This window comes from Streptomyces sp. NPDC023541, assembly GCF_055559995.1.
Map to the genome: position 1 here is coordinate 154963 of NZ_JBVHJO010000006.1, position 25006 is coordinate 179968.

The 25006-nt window shown below is 72.4% G+C and carries 24 protein-coding genes; 11 read left to right on the forward strand and 13 right to left on the reverse strand.

The features are described from left to right. Positions 1-10: 10 nt before the first annotated feature. Entirely contained in the window at positions 11-676 is a 666-nt protein-coding gene (locus ACZ3X1_RS17075) for a GOLPH3/VPS74 family protein (protein WP_467280122.1), read from the forward strand. Positions 677-1013: 337 nt separating this feature from the next. On the opposite strand, the gene ACZ3X1_RS17080 is transcribed toward ACZ3X1_RS17075, so the two are convergent. Together ACZ3X1_RS17080 and ACZ3X1_RS17085 are read right to left on the reverse strand one after the other, a co-directional pair. Then, positions 1014-1529, reverse strand: coding sequence for a nucleotide triphosphate diphosphatase NUDT15 (locus tag ACZ3X1_RS17080; RefSeq protein ID WP_356811894.1), 516 nt, complete (start codon positions 1527-1529; stop codon positions 1014-1016). Then, complete coding sequence (locus tag ACZ3X1_RS17085) at positions 1526-2143, reverse strand: helix-turn-helix domain-containing protein (protein ID WP_356811895.1); 618 nt, start codon at positions 2141-2143, stop codon at positions 1526-1528. The genes ACZ3X1_RS17080 and ACZ3X1_RS17085 overlap by 4 nt, the downstream gene beginning before the upstream one ends. A gap of 65 nt (positions 2144-2208) precedes the next feature. Between ACZ3X1_RS17085 and ACZ3X1_RS17090 the strand changes: the two genes are divergently transcribed. Both ACZ3X1_RS17090 and ACZ3X1_RS17095 read left to right on the forward strand, forming a co-directional pair. Further along, on the forward strand, positions 2209-3249 hold the full coding sequence (locus tag ACZ3X1_RS17090) for an NAD(P)/FAD-dependent oxidoreductase (RefSeq protein ID WP_467280123.1): 1041 nt from the start codon (positions 2209-2211) through the stop codon (positions 3247-3249). Between the two features lie 141 nt (positions 3250-3390). Further along, positions 3391-4797 (forward strand): NAD(P)-binding protein, encoded by a 1407-nt coding sequence (locus ACZ3X1_RS17095; protein ID WP_467280124.1) that lies wholly within the window; start codon positions 3391-3393, stop codon positions 4795-4797. 71 nt (positions 4798-4868) lie between these two features. Here ACZ3X1_RS17095 and ACZ3X1_RS17100 read toward each other — a convergent pair whose 3' ends face one another. After that, positions 4869-5942, reverse strand: a complete 1074-nt coding sequence (locus tag ACZ3X1_RS17100; protein WP_362623337.1) for an ATP-dependent DNA ligase — start codon at positions 5940-5942, stop codon at positions 4869-4871. Positions 5943-6017: 75 nt separating this feature from the next. Here ACZ3X1_RS17100 and ligD point away from each other — a divergent pair, with 75 nt between their 5' ends. Both ligD and ACZ3X1_RS17110 read left to right on the forward strand, forming a co-directional pair. Next, positions 6018-7037 carry a non-homologous end-joining DNA ligase gene (ligD, locus tag ACZ3X1_RS17105; RefSeq protein WP_356811898.1) on the forward strand — a complete coding sequence of 340 codons (1020 nt, stop codon included), beginning with the start codon at positions 6018-6020 and terminating at the stop codon, positions 7035-7037. Positions 7038-7189: 152 nt separating this feature from the next. Then, positions 7190-7441, forward strand: coding sequence for a WhiB family transcriptional regulator (locus tag ACZ3X1_RS17110; RefSeq protein ID WP_356811899.1), 252 nt, complete (start codon positions 7190-7192; stop codon positions 7439-7441). Position 7442: 1 nt separating this feature from the next. Here the strand turns inward: ACZ3X1_RS17110 and ACZ3X1_RS17115 are convergent, their stop codons facing one another. The 7 genes from ACZ3X1_RS17115 to ssgD form a co-directional block, all read right to left on the reverse strand. Beyond that, positions 7443-8024 (reverse strand): hypothetical protein, encoded by a 582-nt coding sequence (locus ACZ3X1_RS17115; RefSeq protein ID WP_467280125.1) that lies wholly within the window; start codon positions 8022-8024, stop codon positions 7443-7445. Next, the gene (locus ACZ3X1_RS17120; protein ID WP_467280126.1) at positions 8021-8641 is read right to left on the reverse strand and encodes a hypothetical protein; all 621 of its coding nucleotides are present in this window, start codon (positions 8639-8641) and stop codon (positions 8021-8023) included. Before ACZ3X1_RS17120 ends, ACZ3X1_RS17115 begins: the two co-directional genes overlap by 4 nt. Beyond that, complete coding sequence (locus tag ACZ3X1_RS17125; protein WP_467280127.1) at positions 8638-9771, reverse strand: hypothetical protein; 1134 nt, start codon at positions 9769-9771, stop codon at positions 8638-8640. Before ACZ3X1_RS17125 ends, ACZ3X1_RS17120 begins: the two co-directional genes overlap by 4 nt. Further along, positions 9764-10066 carry a hypothetical protein gene (locus ACZ3X1_RS17130; RefSeq protein ID WP_467280129.1) on the reverse strand — a complete coding sequence of 101 codons (303 nt, stop codon included), beginning with the start codon at positions 10064-10066 and terminating at the stop codon, positions 9764-9766. Before ACZ3X1_RS17130 ends, ACZ3X1_RS17125 begins: the two co-directional genes overlap by 8 nt. Positions 10067-10143: 77 nt before the next feature. Next, positions 10144-11115, reverse strand: coding sequence for an acyl-ACP desaturase (locus ACZ3X1_RS17135; RefSeq protein ID WP_356811903.1), 972 nt, complete (start codon positions 11113-11115; stop codon positions 10144-10146). Positions 11116-12134: 1019 nt separating this feature from the next. Further along, positions 12135-13775: an ABC-F family ATP-binding cassette domain-containing protein gene (locus ACZ3X1_RS17140; RefSeq protein ID WP_467280131.1), complete on the reverse strand. Its 1641-nt coding sequence runs from the start codon at positions 13773-13775 to the stop codon at positions 12135-12137. Between the two features lie 240 nt (positions 13776-14015). After that, positions 14016-14432: a spore wall synthesis regulator SsgD gene (gene ssgD, locus ACZ3X1_RS17145; protein WP_356811905.1), complete on the reverse strand. Its 417-nt coding sequence runs from the start codon at positions 14430-14432 to the stop codon at positions 14016-14018. A gap of 330 nt (positions 14433-14762) precedes the next feature. Here ssgD and ACZ3X1_RS17150 point away from each other — a divergent pair, with 330 nt between their 5' ends. Next, on the forward strand, positions 14763-15845 hold the full coding sequence (locus tag ACZ3X1_RS17150) for a WD40/YVTN/BNR-like repeat-containing protein (RefSeq protein ID WP_467280132.1): 1083 nt from the start codon (positions 14763-14765) through the stop codon (positions 15843-15845). A 92-nt stretch (positions 15846-15937) separates the two neighbouring features. Here the strand turns inward: ACZ3X1_RS17150 and ACZ3X1_RS17155 are convergent, their stop codons facing one another. Next, complete coding sequence (locus ACZ3X1_RS17155) at positions 15938-16237, reverse strand: YciI family protein (RefSeq protein ID WP_356811947.1); 300 nt, start codon at positions 16235-16237, stop codon at positions 15938-15940. A 25-nt stretch (positions 16238-16262) separates the two neighbouring features. Between ACZ3X1_RS17155 and ACZ3X1_RS17160 the strand changes: the two genes are divergently transcribed. Then, positions 16263-16940 (forward strand): endonuclease V, encoded by a 678-nt coding sequence (locus tag ACZ3X1_RS17160; RefSeq protein ID WP_467280133.1) that lies wholly within the window; start codon positions 16263-16265, stop codon positions 16938-16940. A gap of 13 nt (positions 16941-16953) precedes the next feature. Here the strand turns inward: ACZ3X1_RS17160 and ACZ3X1_RS17165 are convergent, their stop codons facing one another. Together ACZ3X1_RS17165 and ACZ3X1_RS17170 are read right to left on the reverse strand one after the other, a co-directional pair. After that, a complete protein-coding gene (locus ACZ3X1_RS17165; protein ID WP_356811908.1) occupies positions 16954-18153 on the reverse strand; it encodes a saccharopine dehydrogenase family protein in 1200 nt (399 codons plus the stop codon). Positions 18154-18321: 168 nt separating this feature from the next. Next, a complete protein-coding gene (locus ACZ3X1_RS17170; RefSeq protein WP_467280134.1) occupies positions 18322-19929 on the reverse strand; it encodes a PKD domain-containing protein in 1608 nt (535 codons plus the stop codon). 344 nt (positions 19930-20273) lie between these two features. On the opposite strand from ACZ3X1_RS17170, the gene ACZ3X1_RS17175 reads away from it, so the two are divergent. The 4 genes from ACZ3X1_RS17175 to ACZ3X1_RS17190 all read left to right on the forward strand — a co-directional run bounded on the left by ACZ3X1_RS17175 (position 20274) and on the right by ACZ3X1_RS17190 (position 24995). Further along, positions 20274-21455, forward strand: coding sequence for a CaiB/BaiF CoA transferase family protein (locus tag ACZ3X1_RS17175; protein ID WP_467280135.1), 1182 nt, complete (start codon positions 20274-20276; stop codon positions 21453-21455). A 3-nt stretch (positions 21456-21458) separates the two neighbouring features. Next, positions 21459-22484, forward strand: coding sequence for an LLM class F420-dependent oxidoreductase (locus ACZ3X1_RS17180; RefSeq protein ID WP_467280136.1), 1026 nt, complete (start codon positions 21459-21461; stop codon positions 22482-22484). A gap of 38 nt (positions 22485-22522) precedes the next feature. Continuing rightward, on the forward strand, positions 22523-23665 hold the full coding sequence (locus tag ACZ3X1_RS17185) for an acyl-CoA dehydrogenase family protein (RefSeq protein ID WP_362623308.1): 1143 nt from the start codon (positions 22523-22525) through the stop codon (positions 23663-23665). 115 nt (positions 23666-23780) lie between these two features. Next, positions 23781-24995 (forward strand): acetyl-CoA C-acetyltransferase, encoded by a 1215-nt coding sequence (locus ACZ3X1_RS17190; RefSeq protein ID WP_356811913.1) that lies wholly within the window; start codon positions 23781-23783, stop codon positions 24993-24995. Positions 24996-25006 lie beyond the last annotated feature (11 nt).

Genomic DNA, 25006 nt, shown 5'->3' on the forward strand with positions numbered 1-25006 from the left:
GGCGACGCACATGGGGATCACGATCACGCTGGCCGAGGAGATCATGCTCCTGTCCCTGGACGACGAGTCCGGGGTGGTGAGGCAGCGCCAGTCGGTGGCACCGGCGCTGGCGGGGGCGATCCTGCTCGAACTGGTCCTGGCGGAACGGGTGTCGATCTCGGGGAAGCACCTGGAGCTCAGGAGCACCGAGCCGACCGGGGAGCCGCTGCTCGACGGCCGGATCCGGCTGATCGAGACCTGGCTGCGCGGCCTCAGCCGGCGCCGGGTGTCGCAATGGCTGTCGAAGGACTACATGAAGGCGGTCGCTCCGGTGCTGGAACGCCTCGGCGAGCGCGGGCTGGTGGCACAGCGGGAACACAAGGTGCTGGGGATGTTCCCCCAGCGCCGCTACCCCGAGGCCGACGGGAGGGTCGAGCGCGCCCTGCGGGAGCGGCTCACCGCGGCCGTCCTGGAGCGCGCCGAGCCGGACGAGCGCACGGCCGGCCTCATCGCCCTGCTTCACGCGGCGAAGCTGCACCGACTGGCCTTTCCCCACCACAGGCCCGGGTCGGTGAGCCCCAGGATGGCGGAGATAGCCGACGGCCAGTGGGCGGCCGAGAGCGTCCGCAAGGCCATCCGCGACATGCAGGCCGCCGTGGTGGCGATGACGGTGGTCACGGCCGCAGCGGCGGGCTAGGTCGTGTCGTCGAAGTCCCGCCTGGTCGGCGGGGCCGCCCCGAACCGCGCGTGGTTGGTGTTGCTGTACTCGTACGACGTGGCGGGCGGGAGAGGGCGATCGCCGGCATCTCCTGCGGCGTCCGGGCCCAGCTGGCTGGGCGTCCAGGGATGCCGACAGCTCGGGTGCGTTGACCCCGAGCGCCTCGGCCGCGCGTTCCACCGAGGCCTGAAGCGCGGCCGGGTAGATCTTCTTGAGCGCGGGCGCGACGCGGCGCGCGCGTCGTACAGGGCCGGGGAGCCGGGCTCCGGGGGCAGGCCGACTGCTCCGGCATGCGGGCTTGAGAGGCCCCCAGGCCTCAGGCGCTCGGAGCCCGACCGGTCGCCGGATAGTCGTACGAGGGGACGTCCGGCAGTTCCGTGAGGTCGGGGCGCCAGGCGCGGAGCACCGCAGCCGAGGGGGCGTACAGCGCCGGCGGGATCTCGGCGGGCGCGAACCACTCCCAGCGGGCGATCTTGTGGGGTTCGGTGACGGCGGGCACGCCCTCCGCCATGGTGGTGACGGCGGCAGCCGTCAGCCGGGTCAGGCCGGACTTCGCCTCGATGTGGACGGACAGGACGCGCACGCCCTCGGGGGCCACCCGCAGGTCCGTCTCCTCGGCGAGTTCCCGGGCGGCGGCCTGCTCGAAGCCCTCTCCGGGGTCGACCTTGCCGCCGGGCAGTTCCCAACGGCCGTCGTGCGCCTGGCCGAGCAGCACGCGGCCGTCGTGGCCGATGACGACGAGACCGACGCCGACGACGGCGTTCGGCTGGGGAACGGCCCGTTCGGGACGCTCGCGCTCGGGGTGTTCGGGGCGATCGCCTGTGGTGGTCATGGACGTCCTTCCGGAGGAGTGGCGGGACGGGCGCGAACGTGGATCCGCTCGCCCTGGGGGCCGAAGAGGCTGAGGAACTCGGCAGGCTGCGGACCGGCGTTGAAGAAGGCGTGCGGCGTACGGGTGTCGAACTCGGCGGCCTCTCCGGGGTCGAGCACGAGGTCGTGTTCCCCGAGCAGCAGCCGGACACGCCCCGACAGCACGTACAGCCACTCGTATCCTTCGTGGACCTTCAGTTCGGGTACGGTCGGGGGGCCTTCGACGGGCGGGAGGATCTGTTTGAAGGCGTGCACCCCGCCGAAGTTGCGGGTCAGGGGTACGTAAGTGTGGCCGTGCCGGACGAAGGGGCGCGGGCGGACCCGGGGATCACCCGTCTCCGGCGCGCCGACCAGCTCGTCCAGCGCCACCCGGTGCGCCTTGGCCAGCGGCAGCAGCAGCTCCAGTGTCGGCCTGCGCTGCCCGGACTCCAGCCGGGAGAGGGTGGAGAGGGAGATCCCGGTGGTTTCGCTGAGCTGGGCCAGCGTGGTGCCGCGCCGGCGGCGCAGGGCCCGCAGCCGCGGGCCCACGGCGGTGAGCACGTCGGCGAGTTCCTCGTCCTGCTTCTCGGGAGCCATGACTCCATTTGCCGCTTCGGCAAGAGCATTTGTCAAATGGCAGCTTCGGGCGGACCCTCGCGGACATGGACAACACAGAGGACATGGACAACGCAGAGGACATGGACAACGCACAAGAAGAACCGTTCGACGTGGTCGTCGTCGGTGGCGGCGCGGCCGGACTCGCCGGGGCGCTCACCCTGGTCCGGGCCCGCCGTTCGGTACTGGTGATCGACTCCGGCAGCCCGCGCAACGCCCCGGCGGCGCACATGCACGGCTACCTCGGCCTGGACGGCGAGAGCCCGGCGGCGCTGCTCGCCAAGGGGCGGGCGGAGGTGGAGCGCTACGGCGGGCGGATCCGGCCGGGCACGGCCGTCGCCGCGGACCGGCTGTCCGACGGGGGCTTCCTGGTTCGCTGCGGGGACGGCTCGACCGTGCGGGCGGGGCGGCTGCTGGTCGCCACCGGCCTGGTGGACGAGCTGCCGGCGGTGCCGGGGCTCGGGGCGCGCTGGGGGCGGGACGTGCTGCACTGCCCGTACTGCCACGGCTGGGAGGTCCGGGACCGGCCGGTCGCGGTGCTGGCCGACGGGCCGCTCGCCGTGCACCAGGCGCAGATGTGGCGGCACTGGAGCGAGCGGACCACGCTGCTGGCGCACACCTGGCCGCTGGGCGAGGAGGACCGGGAGCTGGCGGCGGCCCTGGGGATCCGGGTGATCGAGGGCGAGGTGACCGGCCTGGTCGTCGAGGACGACCGGCTGACCGCGGTCACCCTGGCCGGCAGGGAGGCGGTGGAGTGCCGGGCGCTGGTGGTGGCCCCGCGGTTCACGGCCCGTTCGGGGGTCCTGAGCAGCCTGGGCCTGCCGACCACGGGCATGACGCGGGACGGGCACGCGATCGGCCGTAGCGTCGAATCCGACCCGGCCACCGGGGCCACGGCGCTTCGCGGGGTCTGGGTGGCGGGCAACGTGACCGCGCCGCTGGAGAAGGTCGCGGGGGCGGCCGCTCAGGGCGCGCAGGCAGCCGCCGCGATCAACGCCGACCTGATCGAGGCGGAGACCCGGCGGGCGCTGGAGGCCCACCGCGCGGGCGCGGCGGCGGGCGGGGCCGCGGGTACGGTCCACGGCTGACCGGGCGGACGGCGGCGCGGTCGTGGGCGCGGGCGGGGGCTCGACGCGGCGGACATGTGTGCGGGTTTCGGCCCCTCTCCGTACGCGCAGGCTCTGGGCGGTGTGATCGTCGTACGGTCCAACGGTTCGGGGGGACGCTCCATGGCACACGTGCTGGTCATCGGCGGAGGGATCGGCGGCCTCGCCACCGCCCTGCTCGCGGCGCGGCGAGGACACACGGCGGAGCTCTTCGAGCGCGACACGCGCGCCCCCGGCACCGCGCTGGACCGCGACTTCTTCGGCTGGCGGCGGCCGACCGTGGCGCAGGCGGTCCAGCCGCACGCGCTGTTGGGAGCCGCCCGCAACGTCCTGCGGGACGAGCTGCCCGACGTCCACGCGGAGATGCTCCGGCTCGGCGCGCGCGAGCGGCACGAGCTGGACTGGTTCGAGGTACGGCCGCCCGCGCTGCCCGGTGACGAGGACCTCGTCATGCTGCAGGCGCGGCGCATCGTGCTGGAGAGCGCGCTGGCCACGGCGCTGCGCGCGGAGCCCGGAGCGGTCGTCCGCCACGGGGAACCGGTCACGGGACTCGCCACAGCCCCGCAGGCCGGGGGCGAACCTGCCGCCGGGATCCGGGTGACGGGAGTGACCACCGAGGCGGGCGGCTACGAGGGGGACCTCGTGGTGGACGCGGGCGGCCGCCGCGGAGGCATCGAGCGCAGGCTCGGCGCGGTGGGGTGCCGGCCGCCCGTCGTGGAACGGCACCGGACGGGGCTCGCGTACTTCTGCCGCTGGTACCGGCTGCCCGCGGGCATGGAGGAGGGTCCGCGGCGGCCCTGGGCGGTGACCGGCGGGGCCTTCGCCGGGTGCGCCGTCTTCCCGGCCGACAACCGGGTCTTCGCCGTGACGCTGTTCGTGCACACGGCGGACGCCACGCGGTCGGCGTTGCGCGACCCCGCGGTCTTCGAGCGGGCGGCACGTTCCTTCCCGCCCGGTGAGGCCTGGCTGGCGCTCGGCGCGGAGCCACTGTCGGGCGTACTGGCCACGGCCGGCCTGGACAACCGCTGGAGCGCGCTCGTGGACGAGCGGGGTCCGGTGGTGACGGGGCTGGTGCCGGTCGGGGACTCGATCACGCACACCAATCCGACCCTGGGGCAGGGCACCTCGCTCGCCCTGTGGGCGGCGCGCAGGGTGGCCCGTACGGCGCACATGGAGCCGGGGTCCGACCGGTTCGCCTTGACGCACCACGAGTGGGCGGTGCGGACCCTGAAGCCGTGGTTCGACTTCCAGGTGGTCGCCGACGCGGCCATAGGCGAGCGCTTCGCGACGCGGGCGGGGCGTACGGGGACGGCGCGCGAGGTGGCCGCGCTCTTCGACTGCGCGCTGGAGGACCCCGACGTGATGCGCGCCCGGGCGCGGGTCCGGCACCTGGCCGAGCCTCCGGAGCGGGCGTACGCGGACCCGGAGATCCGGGCCCGGGTGGTGCGCTGGCTGGCGGCGCGGCCGGACTACGCGCCGAACGAGGTGGGGCCGGACCGGGAGGAGTGGGAGGAGCTGACGGCGGGCTGACGCGCGGGGACCCGGCCCCGGTCCATGTTCCGGTCCATGTTCCGGTCCCGGTCCCCGTCCCGGTCCCGGCCTCAGGCGTCCGGGGACGGGCCCAGCACCTCGGCGAGGTCGTAGCCCACGACCTCCTCCAACTGGGCGTAGGTGCAGCTCTCGGGGGTCCGGTCGGGCCGCCAGCGCCGGAACTGGGCGGTGTGCCGGAAGCGGTCCCCCTCCATGTGGTCGTAGGCGACCTCGATGACGCGCTCCGGGCGCAGCGGTACCCAGGAGAGGTCCTTCTTGCCGGTCCAACGGCTCTGCGCGCCGGGAAGCCGGGCGCTCTCGTGCGCGGACTCCTCGGCCCAGGCCGCCCAAGGGTGCCCTGCCGGATCCGGCATCCGCAGGGGTTCGAGCTCGTCCACCAGCTCGGCCCGGCGCTTCATGGGGAAAGCGGCGCAGACACCCACGTGCTGGAGCGTGCCCTGTGCGTCGTGGAGGCCGAGCAGGAGCGATCCGACAATCGGACCGCTCTTGTGGAAACGGAAACCGGCGACGACGACGTCGGCGGTACGTTCGTGCTTGATCTTGTACATGAGGCGGGCGTCGGGCCGGTAGGGGAGATCGAGCGGTTTGGCGATCACTCCGTCGAGCCCGGCGCCCTCGAACCGGTCGAACCACTCCTGCGCGAGCGCGGGGTCGGTGGTCGCGGGCGCGAGATGAACGGGGGGCCGAGCGGTGGACAGGGATGCGACCAGGGCGGTACGGCGGTCGGTCAGCGGGGTGTCGAGGAGCGCCTCGTCGTCGAGGGCGAGCAGGTCGAAGGCGACGAAGCTGGCGGGGGTGGTCTGGGCCAGAAGGGCGACACGGGACTGCGCGGGGTGGATCCGCTCGGTCAGCCGGTCGAAGTCCAGACGCCCGCCATGGACGATCACGATCTCGCCGTCCACGACGCACCGGCTGGGCAGATTCGCCTTCAGGGCTTCCACCAGCTCGGGAAAGTACCTGGTCAAGGACTTACCCGTGCGGCTGCTGAGCTCGACCTCGTCGCCGTCGCGATGCACGACAGCCCGGAAGCCGTCCCACTTGGCCTCGTACTGCATGCCGGGCGGGATCTTCGCCACTGACTTGGCGAGCATCGGTTTGACCGGCGGCATCACTGGCAGATCCATGCATTCGATTCTGCGGTGGTACGTCCTGACCCGCCCGGTATGCGCGCGCGCTCCGGCCCGCCTACCGTGGCGCACATGGGTGCTGCTGGCAATGCGATCGAGCTGGAGGCGGCCGGGCGGACGGTACGGCTGTCCAGCCCGGACAAGGTCTACTTCCCGGAGCGGGGCCTCACCAAGCGGCACGTCGCCGAGTACTACCTGGCGGTCGCGGACGGCATCGTTCGCGCTCTGCGCGACCGGCCGACGACTCTGGAGCGCTATCCCGACGGGGTGGAGGGCGAGTCCTTCTTCCAGAAGCGGGCCCCGAAGAACCTCCCCGACTGGATCCCGACCGCCCACATCGCCTTCCCGAGCGGCCGTACGGCCGACGAGATCTGCCCGACCGAGCCGGCCGCCGTCCTGTGGGCGGCCAACCTGGGCTGCCTCACTTTCCACCCCTGGCCGGTCCGCCGCCAGGACACCGACCGGCCCGACGAGCTGCGCATCGACCTCGACCCGCAGCCGGGCACCGACTACCACCACGCGGTGGCCGCCGCCCACCAACTGCGCGCCCTGCTGGAGGAGCTGGGCCTGCGCGGCTGGCCCAAGACCTCCGGCGGTCGGGGACTGCACGTCTTCGTCCCCATCGAGCCGCGCTGGACCTTCAGTGAGGTCCGCCGGTGCGCCATCGCCCTCGGCCGGGAACTGGAGCGCCGCATGCCGGGCAAGGTCACGACGGCTTGGTGGAAGGAGGAGCGCGGAGAGCGGATCTTCGTCGACTACAACCAGACGGCGCGCGACCGCACGATCGCCTCCGCCTACTCGGTCCGCCCGCGGCCGCACGCCCCGGTCTCCGCGCCCCTGCGCTGGGACGAGGTGGACGACGCCGAGCCGCGGGACTTCGACATCGTGACGATGCCGGCCCGCTTCGCGGAACTGGGCGACGTGCACGCGGACATGGACGACCACGCCTTCACCCTGGACTCCGTACTCGAACTCGCCGCCCGCCACGAACACGAACACGGCCTGGGCGACATGCCGTACCCCCCGGACTACCCGAAGATGCCGGGCGAACCGAAGCGCGTCCAGCCCAGCCGGGCCAAGCACGAGGACTGATCGCCTTGCGGCCCGGCGGCTTCCACCGGTGCGGTCATGCTTTCGCATCGTGCCACTGTCAGTGGGGGGTGCGATGCTCTCGGAGCGGCGGCGTGCGTCATGTTGATCAGGCGTATAGCGGACGTCCATCCGCGCTGAGCAGTATCTGCGGCATGTCTATCAACACCTCTACCGCAGCCACCGACACCGCCGCCTGGTACGAACTCGCCCTGTGCGCCCAGACCGGCCCGGGCTTCTTCTTCCCGGAGCCGGGCTCCTCATTGCGCGAGGCGAAGCGGTTGTGCGGGGCGTGCGAGGGGCGGGCGGCGTGCCTGGAGTACGCCCTGGCCAATGACGAGCGCTTCGGGGTCTGGGGCGGCCTGTCGGAGTCGGAGCGCCTCGCGCTGCGCCCCGGCCGCCGCTGATTCAGGTCCGCGTGGCCTTCCCACTGGCACGCACCAGCCCCACCCGCCGCGCGAGGTCGAACCCCTCGCCACCACACTCCTCGCGCCGCGGCGTGTGGGGCACCACCCGAACGGGGTAATGCCCCCCGACGGGCGACACGACCCCACCGAAACGAGGGTCTCCCGCGAACCAGATCCGGTCGGGGTGGTCGTTCTCCACCTGCGCGAGCGCGATGGGGAACGGGAGGATCCGCAACGTGGCAGCGAAGTCCTCCCGGAAAGGGATCACGATGGTCGCGGGGCTCCCGGGCGGGCGGCGTGGGTACTGGCACGGCCAATCCCGCCAGGGGTAGGCCTGCAAAATGGCCGCGACGCGATGTCGCCTGACGAAGGCGATGATGACCCAGGGCAGGTAAGGCGCGACTAGCACAGCGATCATTGCGAAGACCGTGCCTGCATGGGGAACCCTGTCGATGAAGGCTAGGGCGATCAATGGGGGGCCGCCGAGGCTGAGCACCCACTTGAGGCGTCGGACGGCCAACCGCTTGTAGCCGACTGGCGTGGGAGGGTGGTCCCAAGCGACCTTGGTGAGTGCGAGGCTCACAGGAGCACCTCCAGGATGCGTGAGGCCCCGGATGCCGTCGGCGCACTCGCCTCTGGGTCGGAGAAGAGGGTGGTGTGTGCGACCGCTTCGAGGATGTCCGTGTAAGCGTCGGCGTGTTGGATTGAAGCGCTGGTCAGATCGAGGACGAGTAGGTGGAGTCCCTCTGGATGCACGGTCGCGACTCTGGCCTGAAATAGGCGATGCTCGACGTTCGGTACGGAAATTGTCCCGGCAATCAGGCAGCAGGGGAGCCCCGACGCGAGATCGATGAACCGACGGATGGAGCTGGTCCAGAGCGATGAGCGGGCGATGGCCAGCGCCGCACGTGCAACAGTGAGGCGTGGGTTGGGCTGCTGGACAGGCCGGAGGGTCAGGGCGAACAAGGACGTCGCGACGCCGACTGGCTCTTCGGGGTGAAGGCCGATCGCGGTGTGTACGACATCATGGTCTGCGAGTTCTTCGAGGCCATCGATGAGCTGAGACAGTTCTTGTTGGGCGTCGGAGCTGCCCAGGGCTTCGGCGACGGCCTTCAGTGCAGCCCTGTCGCTGGGGCCGATGTCATGGAAGCCGGCAGGCAGCCGGAACCAAACCGGCGGTAGGGAGTTCTGCTGTGTCACGGCCTCAGCACCGACCAGGCATGGTGGGACTTCTTGACGGCTGAGGGGGCGTCGTCGAGCACGCCGCGGGCACCGTCCACCGATGTGCAGCTGTGTTCGAGAGCCTCATTGTCCGGGGCGTAATCGAGGATGCCGGTCAGCGCGCCCGTGCCAGCCACCGCCACACCGACCCGGTCGCGGGTTTCCTGAGTCGATGACCGCATGGCCCATCCCGTGAGCGGGCTCTCCACCTGCCGCAGCTCGTCGGACGTGGACCAGGCCGCCTGCCGGAAGGCCGTGCTTCCCGGGGCGAGCCCTGTCAGGGCGCTGGCCTCCGGGGCGGCTGCCATGGCCGCGCGGGCGGCCGCCGTGCCCGCCTTGGCGCCGGAGGCGATCGCGGCCACGCCGGGGACGGAGCCGGCGGTGTCTCCCAGGAGGGTGACGCTGCTCTTCCAGAAGTCGGCGTCGAACTGGCCCTTGGTGAAGCCGTCCGTCAGGGACTTGCGGAACTTCGCGTCCGAGACGTGCATGGCCAGCGCGGCCAGAGACAGGCCGCTGCCGACCAGCATGATCGCGAGGCCCGCCGGCGGGAAGAAGAGGGCCACGCCGGCGCCGATCGCGCCCAGGATGGCCGAGGCGTTCGAGAGGGCGTCGGCCGGGTCTTCGGTGATCTTGTGCCAGATCGAGGACAGGAGGCCCGGTTCCTTCGGGGCCAGTTTGTCCGTCGCCGCGTTCAGCGTGGCCGCCACGCGGCGGGCCGCCGCCGCGTGTTCGGCGGCCAGTTCGCGGGCCAGGCGGCGGACGTCGGCGAGGGCCTCCTCCGTCTTCGCCGCCCCGGCCTGCGCCTCGTACCAGGCGGCCAGCTCGCGGTGGGCGACCAGCGTGTCGTGCCACCCCGTGAGCCGGCGGGCGGCCTCCGCCAGGGAGGTGTGGGCCGAGGCCAGGTAGCGGGGGAGATCCCGGGAGAGGGAGGCGCGGAAGGCGGTCGCCGCCTCGCCCTGCCAGGACGAGCTGTGGGAGACGAGGTCCGTCACCACCCGGGAGGCCTCGCCGAGGGACTTCGCCGACGCGCCGAGCTTCCTGGTCAGCGCCAGCACCGCGGCGGCGTTCCCGGGGGCGGGGTCGAAGCCCAGCGCCGCGTGCTCAGCCATGGGTGGCCGCTGCCCGGAGGAAGGCCGCGCGGACGGCTTCCTCCAGCTCCGTGTACTGCGCGGCGCTGCGGTCCACGCCCTCCCGTACGGCCTTGACCCGCTCGGTCAGCTCCCGCGTGCCGTAGGCCCACCGTTCCTGGAAGCCGTCGCACGCCGCATCGAGATCCGCCGTGCCCAGCTGGTCGGGTCGTACGTGGGCCAGTGCCCGCCGGGCCTCCCGCAGGGAACTCAGCGAGGAGTCCAGGGCGCGGGTCAAGCGGGTCAGCTGGTCGATGTCCACCTGCAGTGACGTCATGACGCGAAACCCTGGCAGAGCAGCGCTCCACCAGGGCAATCGGCGTCACTCGCCCGAGCGGGCGGAATCCGGTCAGGTCAGCCCTTGCGGGCCGCCAGGCGGGCCGCGCGGGCGGCCAGGCGCTCGTCGAACTTCTTGGCCTCCGAGTCCAGGCCGTTCATGAACAGTCCGAGCTCGTCCTGGGCCTTCTGCCCCTCCGGACCGAGGTCGGCGATGTCCATGACCTTGAGGAAGCGAAGCACCGGGGCCAGTACGTCGTCGTGGTGGATCCGCAGGTTGTAGACCCCGCCGATGGCCATCTGCGCGGCCATGCGCTCGAAGCCGGGCATGCCGTGTCCGGGCATCCGGAAGTTGACGACGACGTCCCGCACCGCCTGCATCGTCAGGTCCGGGGCGAGCTCGAAGGCCGCGCCCAGCAGGTTGCGGTAGAAGACCATGTGCAGGTTCTCGTCCTGCGCGATGCGCGCCAGCATGCGGTCGCAGACCGGGTCACCGGACTGGTGGCCGGTGTTGCGGTGCGAGATGCGGGTGGCCAGCTCCTGGAAGGCCACGTACGCCACCGAGTGCAGCATCGAGTGGCGGTTGTCGGACTCGAAGCCCTCCGACATGTGCTGCATCCGGAACGCTTCGAGCTTGTCCGGGTCCACGGCGCGCGAGGCCAGCAGGTAGTCGCGCATCACGATGCCGTGGCGGCCCTCCTCGGCGGTCCAGCGGTGCACCCACGTGCCCCAGGCGCCGTTGCGGCCGAAGAGCGTCGCGATCTCGTGGTGGTAGCTGGGGAGGTTGTCCTCGGTCAGCAGGTTCACGACCAGCGCGATCTTGCCGATGTCGGTGACCTTGGACTGCTGCGGGTCCCAGGCCTCGCCGTCCTCGAAGAAGCCCGGGAAGTTCCGGCCGTCGCTCCACGGGACGTACTCGTGGGGCATCCAGTCCTTGGTGACCTTCAGATGGCGGTTGAGCTCCTGCTCGACCACCTCTTCCAGCGCGTACAGCAGCTTGGCGTCGGTCCACGCCTCCGAGCTGCCGAGGTGGGGAGAGGTGATCGTCACGGGTACTCCTGGGTGCAAAGCGAATTACCTACGGTTCCGTAGCCTACGGAGTCGTAGGTTAAGCGCGACATCAAGCCCAGCCAAGCCCCCGGTGTGGCTATGTCTGGTTACATCCCGTTATCTATACAGTTTGGGAGGGCTCAGGAGGGGCAGCGAAAGGGCAAATTCACGCCAGTAGGTGGTCCGCCGCTCCCGCCTTGACGGCGCGACCGGCCGCGGGGGGCGTCGGCTGAGTCGCATGCGCACGCGGCGGACCCCGTCGTTCCGATGTGCGCCCGCCCGCCGGCGTCCCGGTCGAAGCGGAAGCAGTTCGCGCCCTCGCTGCCGAACGGCACCGCCCGGGCGACTGTCCGACCGGCAGTGGCGTCGGGGCGGCCTCGGGGATGCTCATGGCGTTCTCCGGTCTGCGCGAGAGCTCGCAGGTCCCGCACGGCGGTGCGGATGGGAGCGGGGGCACCGGACGATCCTGGCCATCCGCGCAGCCGCTTCAGCAGCCCCCGGACCCCGGGAAGCCCCCGGCGCTGAACTCGCTGCCGGAGGCCGCCTCCCGCGAGGCGCTGCGGATGCGGTTCGGCGGGCCGGGGGTGTCCGGGAGCAGCTGGAGCACGTACTCGCGCAGTCGCGTGCACCACCGCCTCGTGCGCCTCGTGCGCCTCGTGCAGCGGCGGACGCTCCCGCGCGCGAACACCTGCCGGCGTGCCGTCCGCAGCGCGAGGCGGGCCCGGAGCTCGGGCGGCGCCGACGGCGGGTCGGCAACACCGAAGACGGCCCGCCGTGCGCCCCGGTCCGGAGCAGCCCCGGCCCGCGCGTGCGCCCCGGCCCGGAGCAGCCCCGGCCCGCGTGCGTGCCCCGCCCCCGCGCCATCGCCGCGAGCAGGCCCACGAGCTCGGCGGCCGGACAGCCGTAGTGGCCGACGAGGGCCCGGACGCACTCCGCGCTGATGCCGCAGGCCCGATTCGATGTCCGGGATCCGGGTGCGGTCGCCCCCCGGCGGGCCGGTGGCGTGCCCCGTCAGGCGGTTATCCGTGCCACAGCGCCTCCCGGACCTCCTCGGCCGTGGTCGGCCGGAGCTCGCCGTCCAGCAGCAGCCAGCGCGTGACGCCGATCGACTCCAGGAACGGCACGTCGTGGCTGGCCACCAGCAGCGCGCCCTGGTAGGACTCCAGGGCGTCCGTCAACTGCCGCACGCTCGACAGGTCGAGATTGTTCGTCGGCTCGTCCAGCATGAGGAGCTGCGGGGCGGGCTCCGCCAGCAGCAGCGCCGCCAGCGCCGCCCGGAACCGCTCGCCGCCCGACAGGGTGCCGGCCGGCCGGTCCGCCCGCCCGCCCCGGAAGAGGAAGTGCGCGAGGCGGGCCCGGATCACGTTGTTTGTGGCCTGCGGGGCGAACCGTGCCACGTTCTCCACGACCGAGCTGTCCTCGTCCAGCACGTCCAGCCGCTGCGGCAGGAACCGCGTGGTCACATGGGTCACCGCGGTCCCCGACTCGGGTGCGAGCTGCCCCGCGATCGTGCGCAGCAGGGTGGTCTTCCCCGAGCCGTTGCGGCCCACGAGGGCGATCCGCTCCGGGCCCCGCAGCTCCCACTCGCCGGGTACGGCGGCCCCGTGGGGCAGGCGCAGATCGCTGAGGGTCAGGACGCGCCGCCCGGGCGGTACCAGGGTGGCGGGCAGTTGGATGCGGATCTCGGCGTCGTCGCGGACCGCCTCCACCGCCTGGTCCAGCCGCTCCTTCGCCTGGGCCAACTTCTCGGTGTGCATGATCCGGTGCTTGCCGGCCGATTCCTGCGCCGCACGCTTGCGCGCGCCCATCACGATCTTCGGCTCGCGCTTGTTCTCGAACATCTTCTGGCCGTACCGCTTGCGCCGCGCCAATTTGACCTGCGCGTCGGCCAGTTCGCGCTTCTGCCGCCGTACGTCGGCCTCCGCGACCCGGACCATCCGCTCGGCCGCCTCCTGTTCGGCGGCGAGCATGTCCTCGTAGTCGCTGAAGTTCCCCCCGTACCAGCGGACTTCCCCGTCGCGCAGATCGGCGATCTGGTCGACCCGTTCCAGCAGCTCTCGGTCGTGGCTCACCAGGAGCATTACCCCGGACCAGGACTCGACGGCCGCGTAGAGGCGGCGCCGGGCGCGCAGGTCGAGGTTGTTGGTGGGCTCGTCCAGCAGCAGGACGTCGGGCCGCGCGAGCAGCAGTGCGGCCAGGCGCAGCAGGACGGACTCGCCGCCCGAGAGCTCACCGACGGTGCGGTCCAGGCCGATCCGGGCGAGACCGAGCTGGTCGAGCGTGGCCAGGGCCCGCTCCTCCACGTCCCAGTCGTCGCCCACGGCGGCGAAGTTCGCCTCGGTGGCCTCGCCCGCCTCGATGGCGTGGAGTGCTGCGCGGGTGGCGCGGATGCCCAGTGCCTCGTCCACGCGCAGTGCAGTGTCGAGGGTGACGGTCTGGGGGAGGTGGCCGACCGTGCCGGCGACGGACGACTGGCCCTCGGACGGCTTCAGTTCACCGGCGATCAGTTTCAACAGGGTGGACTTGCCACTCCCGTTGAGTCCGATCAGACCGGTGCGGCCGGGGCCGACGGCCAGCTGGAACCCGTCGAACACGGGAGTGCCGTCGGGCCAGTCGAAGGAGAGGGCGGAGCAGGTGATGAAAGCAGGGGCGTGACTCATGGAGGCCTCCAGGTTGCGTGAGTGGTGCGTGCAACGCGGGGAGACAGCCGACGCTCGGATCAGCGACCGTGACGGTGATGCGGGATCACGGTGGTGTTGACGGTCGCGGGTTTCGCGATGGTCGCGGTGGTCGGTGTCTCGGACCTCAGAAGAGCAACGTCCTGCTCCGTTCGACGGGGATGGGGCGTCTTCGAAGCTACGGGCGGCGCCGACCGCCCGCAAACGATTTACGGCGGGCGATCAGCAGGTGTCGCGCATCAGCTCGGCGAGGCTGTGGTCCATGTCGAGGTAGAGGTGCTCCAGACCGGGCGGGACGACGGCCGCCGCCCGCTCCAGGAACCGGTGCAGCTCGGCCGTCAGCATCAGCACGATCGCGACCCCCTCCACCGCGTGGAACTCGATCGTGGTCCGGTCCCCGTCGTAGGGCCGTACGCGCACGTCACCGCAGCCCGACGGGCGGTCAAGGCCGGACTCCAGCAGCTCGCGGGAGAAGGTCCACGAGACCTCGACGCCCTCCAGCGTGGCCGGGGCGGGGAAGGCCATGCGCACGGCGAAGGGATCCGCCCGGTCGTAACAGAGTGTGACGGGAACGCTCTCGACCTTCGGCGCGGTGGCGACCAGACGGGCCTGCGCGGCCTGCTCGATGACAGTGATCAAGGCTCACTCCCTTGCGGCGGATCTGCGGCCGGACTGTGGGGTGGGGCCCGGCAACCCGATAGACGCCGGAATCGGCAAATCCGTGCATGGGCATGTGAGTGAGCTGTGTCACCGACTGGCCGGAAGCTGCCTGTGTGATCGCACAGAGTGACCGGGTGGGCGGAAGTGGCCGAAGGTAGGCCGGTGCGCCGCGCAGGGGCGGGAGGCGCCGCAGAAGGGCCGGTTGTCGCTCACTCCACCGGCGCAACGCCCGGTCGGACGCCCTCTGGACGGCGGATCCGGTCTGCGTTAGCTTCCGGCGCCATGAGACTTCTGGATGTTGGAATTGGCATGTCCGCGGCAATCCTGACCGTGGGGGTTCTCACCGGACCCGCCCACGCCGCCGCGGACCCCGACGCGGAGCCGGCGGCCGGCCGGGGGCAGGACCTGCGGGCCGCCGGCTGGGCCCTCAAGGAGACCGGGAAGACCGCCCGCTTCCGGGGGCTCTCCGCCGTCAGCCGGAGCACGGCCTGGGTGGCCGGCTCCAAGGGCACCGTGCTGCGCACGCTCGACGGCGGCCGCAGCTGGCAGGACGTCTCGCCGCCCGGCGCCGTCGCGGAGGGACTGGAACTGCGCGACATCGAGGCGTTCGACGCGCGACGCGCGGTGGCCCTGTCCATCGGCGAGGGCGAGGCCTCCAGGGTGCTGCGCACCGAAGACGGCGGCGCCACCTGGACCGAGCCCTTCCGCAACCCCGACCCGCGTGCCTTCTACGACTGCCTCACGTTCTTCGACGCCCGGCACGGGCTGGCCATGAGCGACCCGGTGGACGGGAAGTTCCGCATCCTGTCCACGGACGACGGCGGGCGGCACTGGCGGGTGCTGCCCGGCGACGGCATGCCCGAGGCGCTCCCGGGCGAGGCGGGTTTCGCGGCGAGCGGCCAGTGCCTGGTCAGCGCCGGCCCGCGCGACGTCTGGCTGGCCACCGGGGGCGGGGCGAGCGCGCGGGTCCTGCACTCCGCGGACCGTGGCCGGACCTGGCGGGTGGCCGAATCCACCGTTCCGGCGGGCGACCCGGCGCGAGGGGTCTTCGCCCTCGCCTTCCGGGACCGTACCAGGGGCCTCGCCGTGGGCGGCGACTACCGCACCGGGCAGGCCTCCCCGCAGGCCGCCGCCGTGTCCTCGGACGGAGGACGCAGCTGGCGCCAGGCGACGACACCGCCGCGGGCCTACCGGTCCGGCGCCGCCTGGTACCCGTACAGCGGCGGGACGGCCCTCGCGGTCGGGCCCACGGGCACGGACGTGACGACGGACGGGGGCCGCACCTGGCGGCCGCTGGACGAGGGATCCTTCGACACGGTCGACTGCGCGGCCGACACGGGATGCTGGGCGGCGGGGGAGAAGGGCAGGGTGGCGCGGCTCGAACGCCGCTGACCGGCGGCCCTGACGGTCCGGTGACGCCCCGCGGACTTCCTGGGTCGTGTCGTCGAAGTCCCGCCTGGCCGGCGGCACTTCGACGACACTCCCTAGACGACCGGGTTCTCCCGCACCGCCGCCAGGTCCGCCGACGTCTTCGTGGCGATGAACTCGGTGATGCGGTATTCGCACACGCCCGCGACCGTGAAGGGGTCCTCGGCCGCGATCCTCTCGATCTCTGCCCGGGACACCCCTCCCGCGAGGATGAGGCCCCCGTCGCGCGGGACCTTGCGCCCCGACGCCAGGAAGACGCCGGAGGCGTAGTAGCCGTCCAGCCAGGCGAGGTGGGCGTCCAGCTCGTCCTCGACGGCTTCGATGGGCGCGGTGTAGTTGAGCTCCATGACGAACATGATCGCCAGGCTACTCTCGCTCCTCATGACGAGTGTGAAGACCCCCGCCGACGAGGCCGAGGCCCGGGCGATACAGGACGAACTGCGCCATCGCGTCGTGCTCACCGAGCCCGGACCCCCACCCGGGCACGGGCTCGTGACCGGAGTGGACGTCGCCTACGACGACAACCGCGACCTGGTCGCCGCCGCGGCCGTGGTGCTCGACGCCGCCACCTTGGAAGTCGTCCAGGAGGCCACCGCCGTCGGGCACGTCAGCTTCCCCTACGTGCCCGGGCTGCTCGCCTTCCGCGAGCTGCCGACCGTACTGGCCGCCCTCGACGCCCTGACCGTCGAGCCGGGCCTCGTGGTCTGCGACGGCTACGGCCTCGCCCACCCCCGCGGCTTCGGTCTCGCCTGCCACCTCGGAGTGGTCACCGGGCTCCCGTCCATCGGCGTCGCGAAGAACCCGTTCACCTTCACCTACGAGGAACCGGGTACCCGGCGGGGCGACGCCGCCGCGCTGCGCGCCGCCGACGGGGCCGAGGTCGGACGGGCCCTGAGGACGCAGGACGGGACCAAGCCGGTGTACGTATCCGTCGGACACAAGGTGTCGCTCGACAACGCCTGCGCGCACGCCCTGGCCCTGAGCCCCCGCTTCCGCATCCCGGAGACCACCCGCCACGCCGACTCCCTGTGCCGCAGGGCGCTGCGCGAGGCCTCCTGAGCCGGCCGGTCCGTCAGCGGGCGTCAGCCACCCGGAAGGTGATCCCCGCCTTCTGGAGGCGGTGGATCAGCGCGTCGCCCATCGCCACGGCCGTCGTCACCTGGCCGGCGGACTCCGGCAGGGCGTCGTGGGCCAGGCACAGGGCCGACTCCGCCAGCATCTTCGCGGTCTCCCCGTAGCCCGGGTCGCCGCCCGACACCTCGGTGAGCACGCGCCGGCCGCCGCCCTCGCCCACGAACCGCACGGTGAACCAGCTGCGCGCGCGCCGCTCCGCGTCCGGCCCCCGGCCCGGCTCCCAGCGGTTCATCAGCCACCGCCGGACCGGCGGCACCTGGGCCAGGGCCGCCGTCGCGCCCACCGCCGCCGTACCGCCCACCGCGACGGGCAGGTGCTTGACTGAGGCGTAGTGCCGGTAGCGGAAGTCCGGGCCGTAGCGCTCCAGCGCGGCCGCCGACCGCGTCACGATCCGCGGGTCCAGCGACGGCAGCGGCAGTGCCCACGTGCCGGTCTCTCGGCTGAACCGGGGCGCGCCCAGCGGCCCGCGGGCCCGCCGCCCCAGCAGCCGCGGCTCGTGCAGGCGGCGGGCGTGCCCGGCCGCCAGGGTCTGGGGGCCGCGGCCCAGCGCGGTCAGCGCGGAGGCCAGGGTCCCGCCGGAGAAGAACGCGTTGGACCGCATGAACCCGTCGACCGTCAGCGGGACCCCCTCCGGCAGCTGCCGGACCGTGAAGTACGCGCCGAGGTCGGCCGGGATCGAGTCGAAGCCGCAGGCGTGCACCAGCCGGGCCCCGCTCTCGCGGGCCCGCGCGTCGTGCTCCACGTACATCCGGTCCACGAACTCCGGCTCGCCGGTGAGGTCCACGTAGTCGGTGCCGGCCTCGGCGCAGGCGGCCACGAGCTCGGCCCCGTACCAGATGTACGGGCCCACGGTCGTGGCCAGTACCCGGGTGGACGCGGCCAGTTCGCGTACGGCCGCGGCGTCCCGGGCGTCGGCCCGCAGCAGCGGCAGCGTCGCGCACCCGGGGTCGATCGCGGCCAGCCGCTCGCGCAGCCGCTCCAGCTTCGCGAGGTCCCGGCCGGCGAGGGCCCACCGGCAGCCGGCGGGCGCGTGCTCGGCGAGGTATTCGGCGGTCAGTGCGCCGACGAACCCGGTGGCGCCGAAGAGGACGACGTCGTAGGCACGTTGCGGTCGGTCCTGCGGGACCCCTGCGTTCATGAGCGCTCCTGGCGAGTGGGTGTCGGTGGCCGAGGCTAGCGCGGTACCCGGCCGTTCGCGCGGGCAGGTGGTCGGCACGTGCCGAGAACCGGCCCCGCCACGACGGCGGCGCCCCGGGAGCGGCCGTGCGGCCGCGCCCGGGGCGCCGTGGGGTTCACCTGCGGTGGATCAGCCCTGCTGGTAGAGGCCGAAGAGGTCGACGATCAGGTCGACGTCGTCCCAGCCCCGGTTCCAGAGGTCGATGATGCCGTTGCTGCCGGTGCTCGCCTGGACCAGGTTCGGGACGGTGTCGCCCTTCTTCCAGTTCAGGTTGGAGGAGTTCGGCGGCGTCGGCCAGGCGGCCGTCTCGTTGATGTAGTCGTCGATCGAGTTCGGGTCCGGGGTGACCGTGAGGTACCCGTCGCCCTCCGGGTTGGTGACCGTGGAGTTCAGCACGAAGCCCGTGATGCTCGGGTCGTCGTAGGACATCGGCATGTAGATGTAGCTCTGGCCCCACAGCTTCCCGTAGACCGGGTCCTGGGGGTCACGGGTGTCGACCAGGCGCTCCGGCGAGAGCGGCAGGAAGGCGCTCGTGCTGTCGGTGCTGTAGTAGCCGACGACGTCCACGACGACGTCGGTGCCCGCCCAGGCGCCGTTGAAGACGCTGATCTTGCCGTCCTGGCCGACGGGGACGATCACCGAGTTGGCGATGGTCTGGCCCGCGGTGAAGTTCAGGTTCGACGCGGTCGGGGTGGCGCCGCCGCCCGGGAAGACCGACAGGTGGCCGGCTTCCTTCGGGTTGGTGACCGTCACGTTCAGCGCGACGGCGCTGATGCCCTGGGGCACGCCGCGCAGGCCGCTGATCTGGGTGGAGAAGGTCTTGCGGCCGCCGAGCTGGCCCTTCACCGTGCCGAGGCCGTCGCGGGTGTCGACGAAACGGGCCGGGGTGACCGGGGTGTAACCGCTGGAGGCGGTCTTGGAGAAGAAGCCCGTGACGTCGGCGATCAGGTCGACCGGCATGCCGCCGCGGTTGGCGATCTCGACGTAGCCGTTCTTGCCGACCGGCACGATGACCAGGTTCGGGACGGTCTGACGGGCCTTGTAGTTGACGTTCGACGTGGTCGGACGCTCGGTGCCCTCGGGGAAGGCCGTGATGTGGCCGTCGGCGGAGGTGTTGGTGACCGTGACGTTGAGGACCACGGCCGTGACGCCGGCCGGGATCCCGCCGTTGCCGCCGACCTTCACGCGGGTCGAGCTGTACGGCTGGACCATGCCCATCGGCGCGCCGGTGCCGTTGCGGGTGTCCAGCAGACGGGTCGGGGCGTACGGGGTGAAGTCCGAGCCGTCGGTGACGAACGTGACCTGGTTGACGGCCGAGACGTTGTTCGCGGCGTCGGTCACGGTGACCTTGACCGTGTAGGAGCCGACCTCGGCGTAGGTGTGGGTCGTGGACCGGATGTCGGAGCCGAAGGCGTCGAAGACGTCCGACTTCCCGTCGCCCCAGGCGATGGTGACCTTGAGCGCGGTGTCCGCGCTCGTGACGGTGGTTTCCACCTCGGTCCCGTGCGCCGACGTGCCGTAGGCCGTCACGCCGACCGCGAGGTCCGCGTTGGCGGCGACGGACTGGGCCTGCGGGGCGGCGGCCGCACCCGTCTTGGCGGTCGGCAGGGCCGTGCGGACCGAGCGGTCCGCGGGGCTGCTGAAGGCGTGGCCCTTGGCCTTGGCGTCCTTGCCCAGCTCCAGGTCCGGCTTCGTGGTGCCGCGCGCGTCCGGCTTGACCGGGTCCGCCTGGGCCACGCCCGGGATGAGGCCAACGCCCGCCGCGATGGCGGCAGCGGAGATTACAAGACGGCGACGACGCACCGGTCCCCCATTTATCTGATTGAACGCTTGATCAGCTCGAAAGCGTGTTCAGAGTACAGAGTCCCGGGACGATCCATCAGGGGGGCCGCCCCTGGATCTCACCGCCGTTCCGAGGGGCCGGATCCGCCAAAGCCGGCCGATCCCGGCGGAGCCCGGCCAGGGGGCTTGTGCTCGATGGAACACGTTCCTAGCATCACCGGTGTTACATCAGTTGTGTCACACGGTCGCACACCAGGCACACGAGGCAGACCAAGCACACCGCAGACGCTGGGGGCTCGATGGCAGTGACAGGGAACGGGACCGGGAGCGCGGCCGGAGCGGGAGCCGGCACCGGGACGGCCCGCGGCCGCGGCCCGCTCGCCGGAGTGCGCGTCGTCGAGCTGGCCGGCATCGGCCCCGGACCCTTCGCCGCCATGCTCCTCGCCGACCTGGGAGCGGACGTCGTACGGGTGGACCGGCCCGGCGGGGGCGCACTCGCGGTCGATCCCGCCTACGACATCACCAACCGCGGTAAGCGCTCCGTCCTGGTCGACCTCAAGTCCGCCGACGGGCCCGCCCGCGTCCTGGAGCTGGTCGAGCGCGCCGACGTCCTCGTCGAGGGCTTCCGCCCCGGGGTCGCCGAGCGGCTCGGCGTGGGCCCGGCCGAGTGCCACGCCCGCAACCCCCGCCTCGTCTACGGGCGGATGACCGGCTGGGGACAGGAGGGCCCGCTCGCGCACACCGCCGGCCACGACATCGCCTACATCGCCGTCACCGGGGCCCTGGGCATGATCGGCAACCCGGGAGAGCCCCCGGCGGTCCCGGCCAACCTGGTGGGGGACTACGCGGGAGGCTCGCTCTACCTGGTGATCGGCGTCCTCGCCGCCCTCCAGCACGCCCGGACCACCGGCACCGGCCAGGTCGTCGACGCGGCCATCGTCGACGGCACCGCCCACCTCACCGCCATGATCCACGGCATGATGGCGGCGGGCGGCTGGCAGGACCGCCGCGGCGCCAACCTCCTCGACGGCGGTTGCCCCTTCTACGGCACCTACGAGACCTCCGACGGCGGGTACATGGCGGTCGGCGCGCTGGAGCAGCAGTTCTACGACACCTTCACGCAGCTCCTCGGCATCGGGGACGGGGCGCCGGCCCGCAAGGACCCCGCCCGCTGGGGCGAGCTGCGCGAGGCCGTCGCCGCACGCTTCCGGACCCGTACGCGCGCGCAGTGGACGGCGGTGTTCGAGGGCACCGACGCCTGCGTGGCGCCCGTGCTCTCCCTGCGCGAGGCCCCCGGCCACCCCCACCTCGCCGCCCGGGGGACCTTCACCGACTTCGGCGGGATCGTGCAGCCCGCCCCCGCCCCGCGGTTCTCCGCGACCCCGGTGTCCGTCACGGGCGGCCCCGCCCGACCCGGAGCGCACACCGAGTCGGTGGCCGCCGACTGGGACGTACCGGCCCTGCTCGGGAAGGACGGCTGACCGATGGAACTGTCGATGATGCTCGACTACGCGGGGGACCCGCGCCGGGCCGCCGACGAGGCCGCCGCGCTGGAGTCCGCCGGACTCGACGCCGTGTGGGTGGCCGAGGCCTGGGGCTTCGACTCCCCGACGATCATGGGCTACCTCGCCGCCCGCACCGAGCGGCTGAAGATCGGCTCGGCGATCATGAACGTCTACTCGCGCACCCCCGGCCTCATCGCGCAGACGGCCGCCGGACTGGACGCCCTCTCGGGCGGCCGGGCGCTCCTCGGCCTCGGCGCCTCCGGCCCGCAGGTCGTCGAGGGCTGGCACGGGAAGCCGTACGACAAGCCGCTCGGCCGCACCCGCGAGACCGTCGAGCTGTGCCGGCGCATCTGGCGCCGGGAGACGATCGACCACCACGGCATCACGGACATGCCGCTGCCGCCCGAAAAGGGCGGTCGGCACGGCAAGCCGCTGAAGATCCTCACCCGGCCGGTGCGCGACGCCATCCCCGTCTACATCGCCTCCCTCGGCCCGGCGAACGTCACGCTGACCGCCGAGATCGCGGACGGCTGGCTGCCCACGCTCTTCCTCCCCGAGAAGGCCGCCGCCGTGTGGGGCGGCCCGCTCGCCGAGGGCGCGGCGAAGCGCGCGCCGGAACTCGGCCCGCTCCAGACCGTCGCGGGCGGCCTGCTCGCCATCGGCGAGGACGCGGCCGCCGTACGCGAACGCGCCCGCCCGCAGATCGCGCTGTACGTCGGCGGCATGGGCGCGGTCGGCAAGAACTTCTACAACGACCTCGCCGTCGCCTACGGCTACGGGGACGCTGCCCGCCGGATCCAGGAGCTCTACCTCGCCGGACGCACGCGCGACGCCGCGGCGGCCGTGCCGGAGGAGTTCTGCGAGCTGATGACCCTGTGCGGGCCCGAGGGCTACGTACGCGAGCGTGTCGAGGCCTTCCGCGAGGCGGGCGTCACCATGCTCAACGTCACACCTGTCGGCCCCGAGCCCGCCCGGCTGGTCGAAACCGTCAAGAACTGGCTTTAACCGGCCCTAAGGAGCCTTCCGATGCAGCGAGCCGTCCGATGAAGCGCCGGATCTTCGACGCCGACCACGAGGCGTTCCGCGAGACCGTCCGCACCTTCCTCGCCAAGGAGGTGCTGCCGCACTACGAGCAGTGGGAGAAGGACGGCATCGTCAGCCGCGAGGCCTGGCGGGCCGCCGGCCGCCAGGGGCTGCTCGGGCTCGCCGTCCCGGAGGAGTACGGCGGCGGCGGGAACACCGACTTCCGCTACGCCGCCGTCATCGCCGAGGAGTTCACCAGGGCGGGCGCCCCCGGACTCGCCATCGGCCTGCACAACGACATCATCGGGCCGTACCTGACCTCGCTCGCCACCGAGGAGCAGAAGCGCCGCTGGCTGCCCGGCTTCTGCTCCGGCGAGACCATCACCGCCATAGCGATGACCGAGCCGGGGGCGGGCTCCGACCTCCAGGGGATCCGGACCACCGCCGAGGACCGCGGCGACCACTGGGTGCTGAACGGCTCCAAGACCTTCATCTCCAACGGCATCCTCGCCGACCTGGTGATCGTGGTCGCCAAGACCACCCCCGAGGGCGGGGCGCACGGCCTGTCGCTGCTGGTCGTCGAGCGCGGCGCGGAGGGCTTCGAGCGCGGCCGCAACCTCGACAAGATCGGCCAGAAGGCACAGGACACCGCCGAGCTGTTCTTCCACGACGTGCGCGTCCCGAAGGAGAACCTGCTCGGCGAACTGAACGGCGCCTTCGTCCACCTGATGACCAATCTGGCGCAGGAGCGGATGGGCATCGCGATGGCCGGGATCGCCGCCGCCGAGTACCTGCTGGAGATCACCACCCAGTACGTGAAGGAGCGCGAGGCCTTCGGGCGTCCGCTGTCCAAGCTCCAGCACATCCGGTTCGAGATCGCGGAGATGGCCACCGAGGTCGCCGTCACCCGGACCTTCCTCGACCGGTGCATCACCGACCACGCGAACGGCGAGCTGGACCACGTGCACGCCTCGATGGCCAAGTGGTGGGCCACCGAACTGCAAAAGCGCGTGGCGGACCGCTGTCTGCAGCTCCACGGCGGCTACGGATACATGACCGAGTACCGGGTGGCGAGGGCCTTCACCGACGGCCGGATCCAGACCATCTACGGCGGTACGACCGAGATCATGAAGGAGATCATCGGCCGGTCCCTCCTCAGCTGACCCCGTCGGCCGGAGCCCCGGCCGACCCCCCGGCCGCCCCCCCCGGCCGAACCTTTCCCCGCGGCCTCCCCGAGGACCTTCCCAGGACCTTCCAGCACACCGAAAGGCTTGACCAGTGAGCACCGAAGCTTACGTATACGACGCGATCCGCACCCCGCGCGGCCGCGGCAAGGCCAATGGCGCCCTGCACGGCACCAAGCCGATCGACCTCGTCGTCGGACTCATCGACGCCCTGCGCGAGCGCAACCCCGGTCTGGACCCCGCCACCATCGACGACATCGTGCTCGGCGTCGTCGGCCCGGTCGGAGACCAGGGCTCCGACATCGCCCGTATCGCGGCCATCGCGGCCGGGCTCCCGGACACGGTGGCCGGCGTACAGGAGAACCGGTTCTGCGCCTCCGGCCTGGAAGCCGTCAACCTGGCCGCCGCGAAGGTCCGTTCCGGCTGGGAGGACCTGGTCCTGGCGGGCGGCGTGGAGTCCATGTCCCGGGTACCGATGGCCTCGGACGGCGGCGCCTGGTTCGCCGACCCGATGACCAACTGGGACACCGGCTTCGTCCCGCAGGGCATCGGCGCCGACCTGATCGCCACCATCGAGGGCTTCTCCCGGCGCGACGTCGACGAGTACGCGGCCCTCTCCCAGGAGCGCGCCGCCGCCGCGATCAAGGACGGCCGCTTCGCGAAGTCCGTCGTCCCGGTCACCGACCGCAACGGCCTGGTCGTCCTGGACCACGACGAGTTCGTCCGTCCGGGGACCACCGCCGACACCCTCGCCAAGCTCAAGCCGTCCTTCGCGGACATCGGCGAGCTCGGCGGCTTCGACGCCGTCGCCCTCCAGAAGTACCACTGGATCGAGAAGATCGACCACGTCCACCACGCGGGCAACTCCTCCGGCATCGTCGACGGCGCCTCGCTCGTCGCCATCGGCTCCCGCGAGGCGGGGGAGCGGGGCGGCCTCACCCCGCGCGCCCGCATCGTCTCGGCGGCCGTCTCCGGCTCCGAGCCCACCATCATGCTCACCGGGCCCGCCCCGGCCACCCGCAAGGCCCTCGCCAAGGCCGGCCTGACCATCGACGACATCGACCTGGTCGAGATCAACGAGGCCTTCGCCGGAGTCGTGCTGCGCTTCGTCAAGGACATGGGCCTCTCCCTCGACAAGGTCAACGTCAACGGCGGCGCCATCGCGCTGGGCCACCCGCTCGGCGCCACCGGCGCGATGATCCTCGGCACGATCGTCGACGAGCTGGAGCGCCAGGACAAGCGCTACGGCCTCGTCACCCTCTGCGTCGGCGGCGGCATGGGCGTCGCCACCATCGTCGAACGCCTCTGAACCGTCCTGTC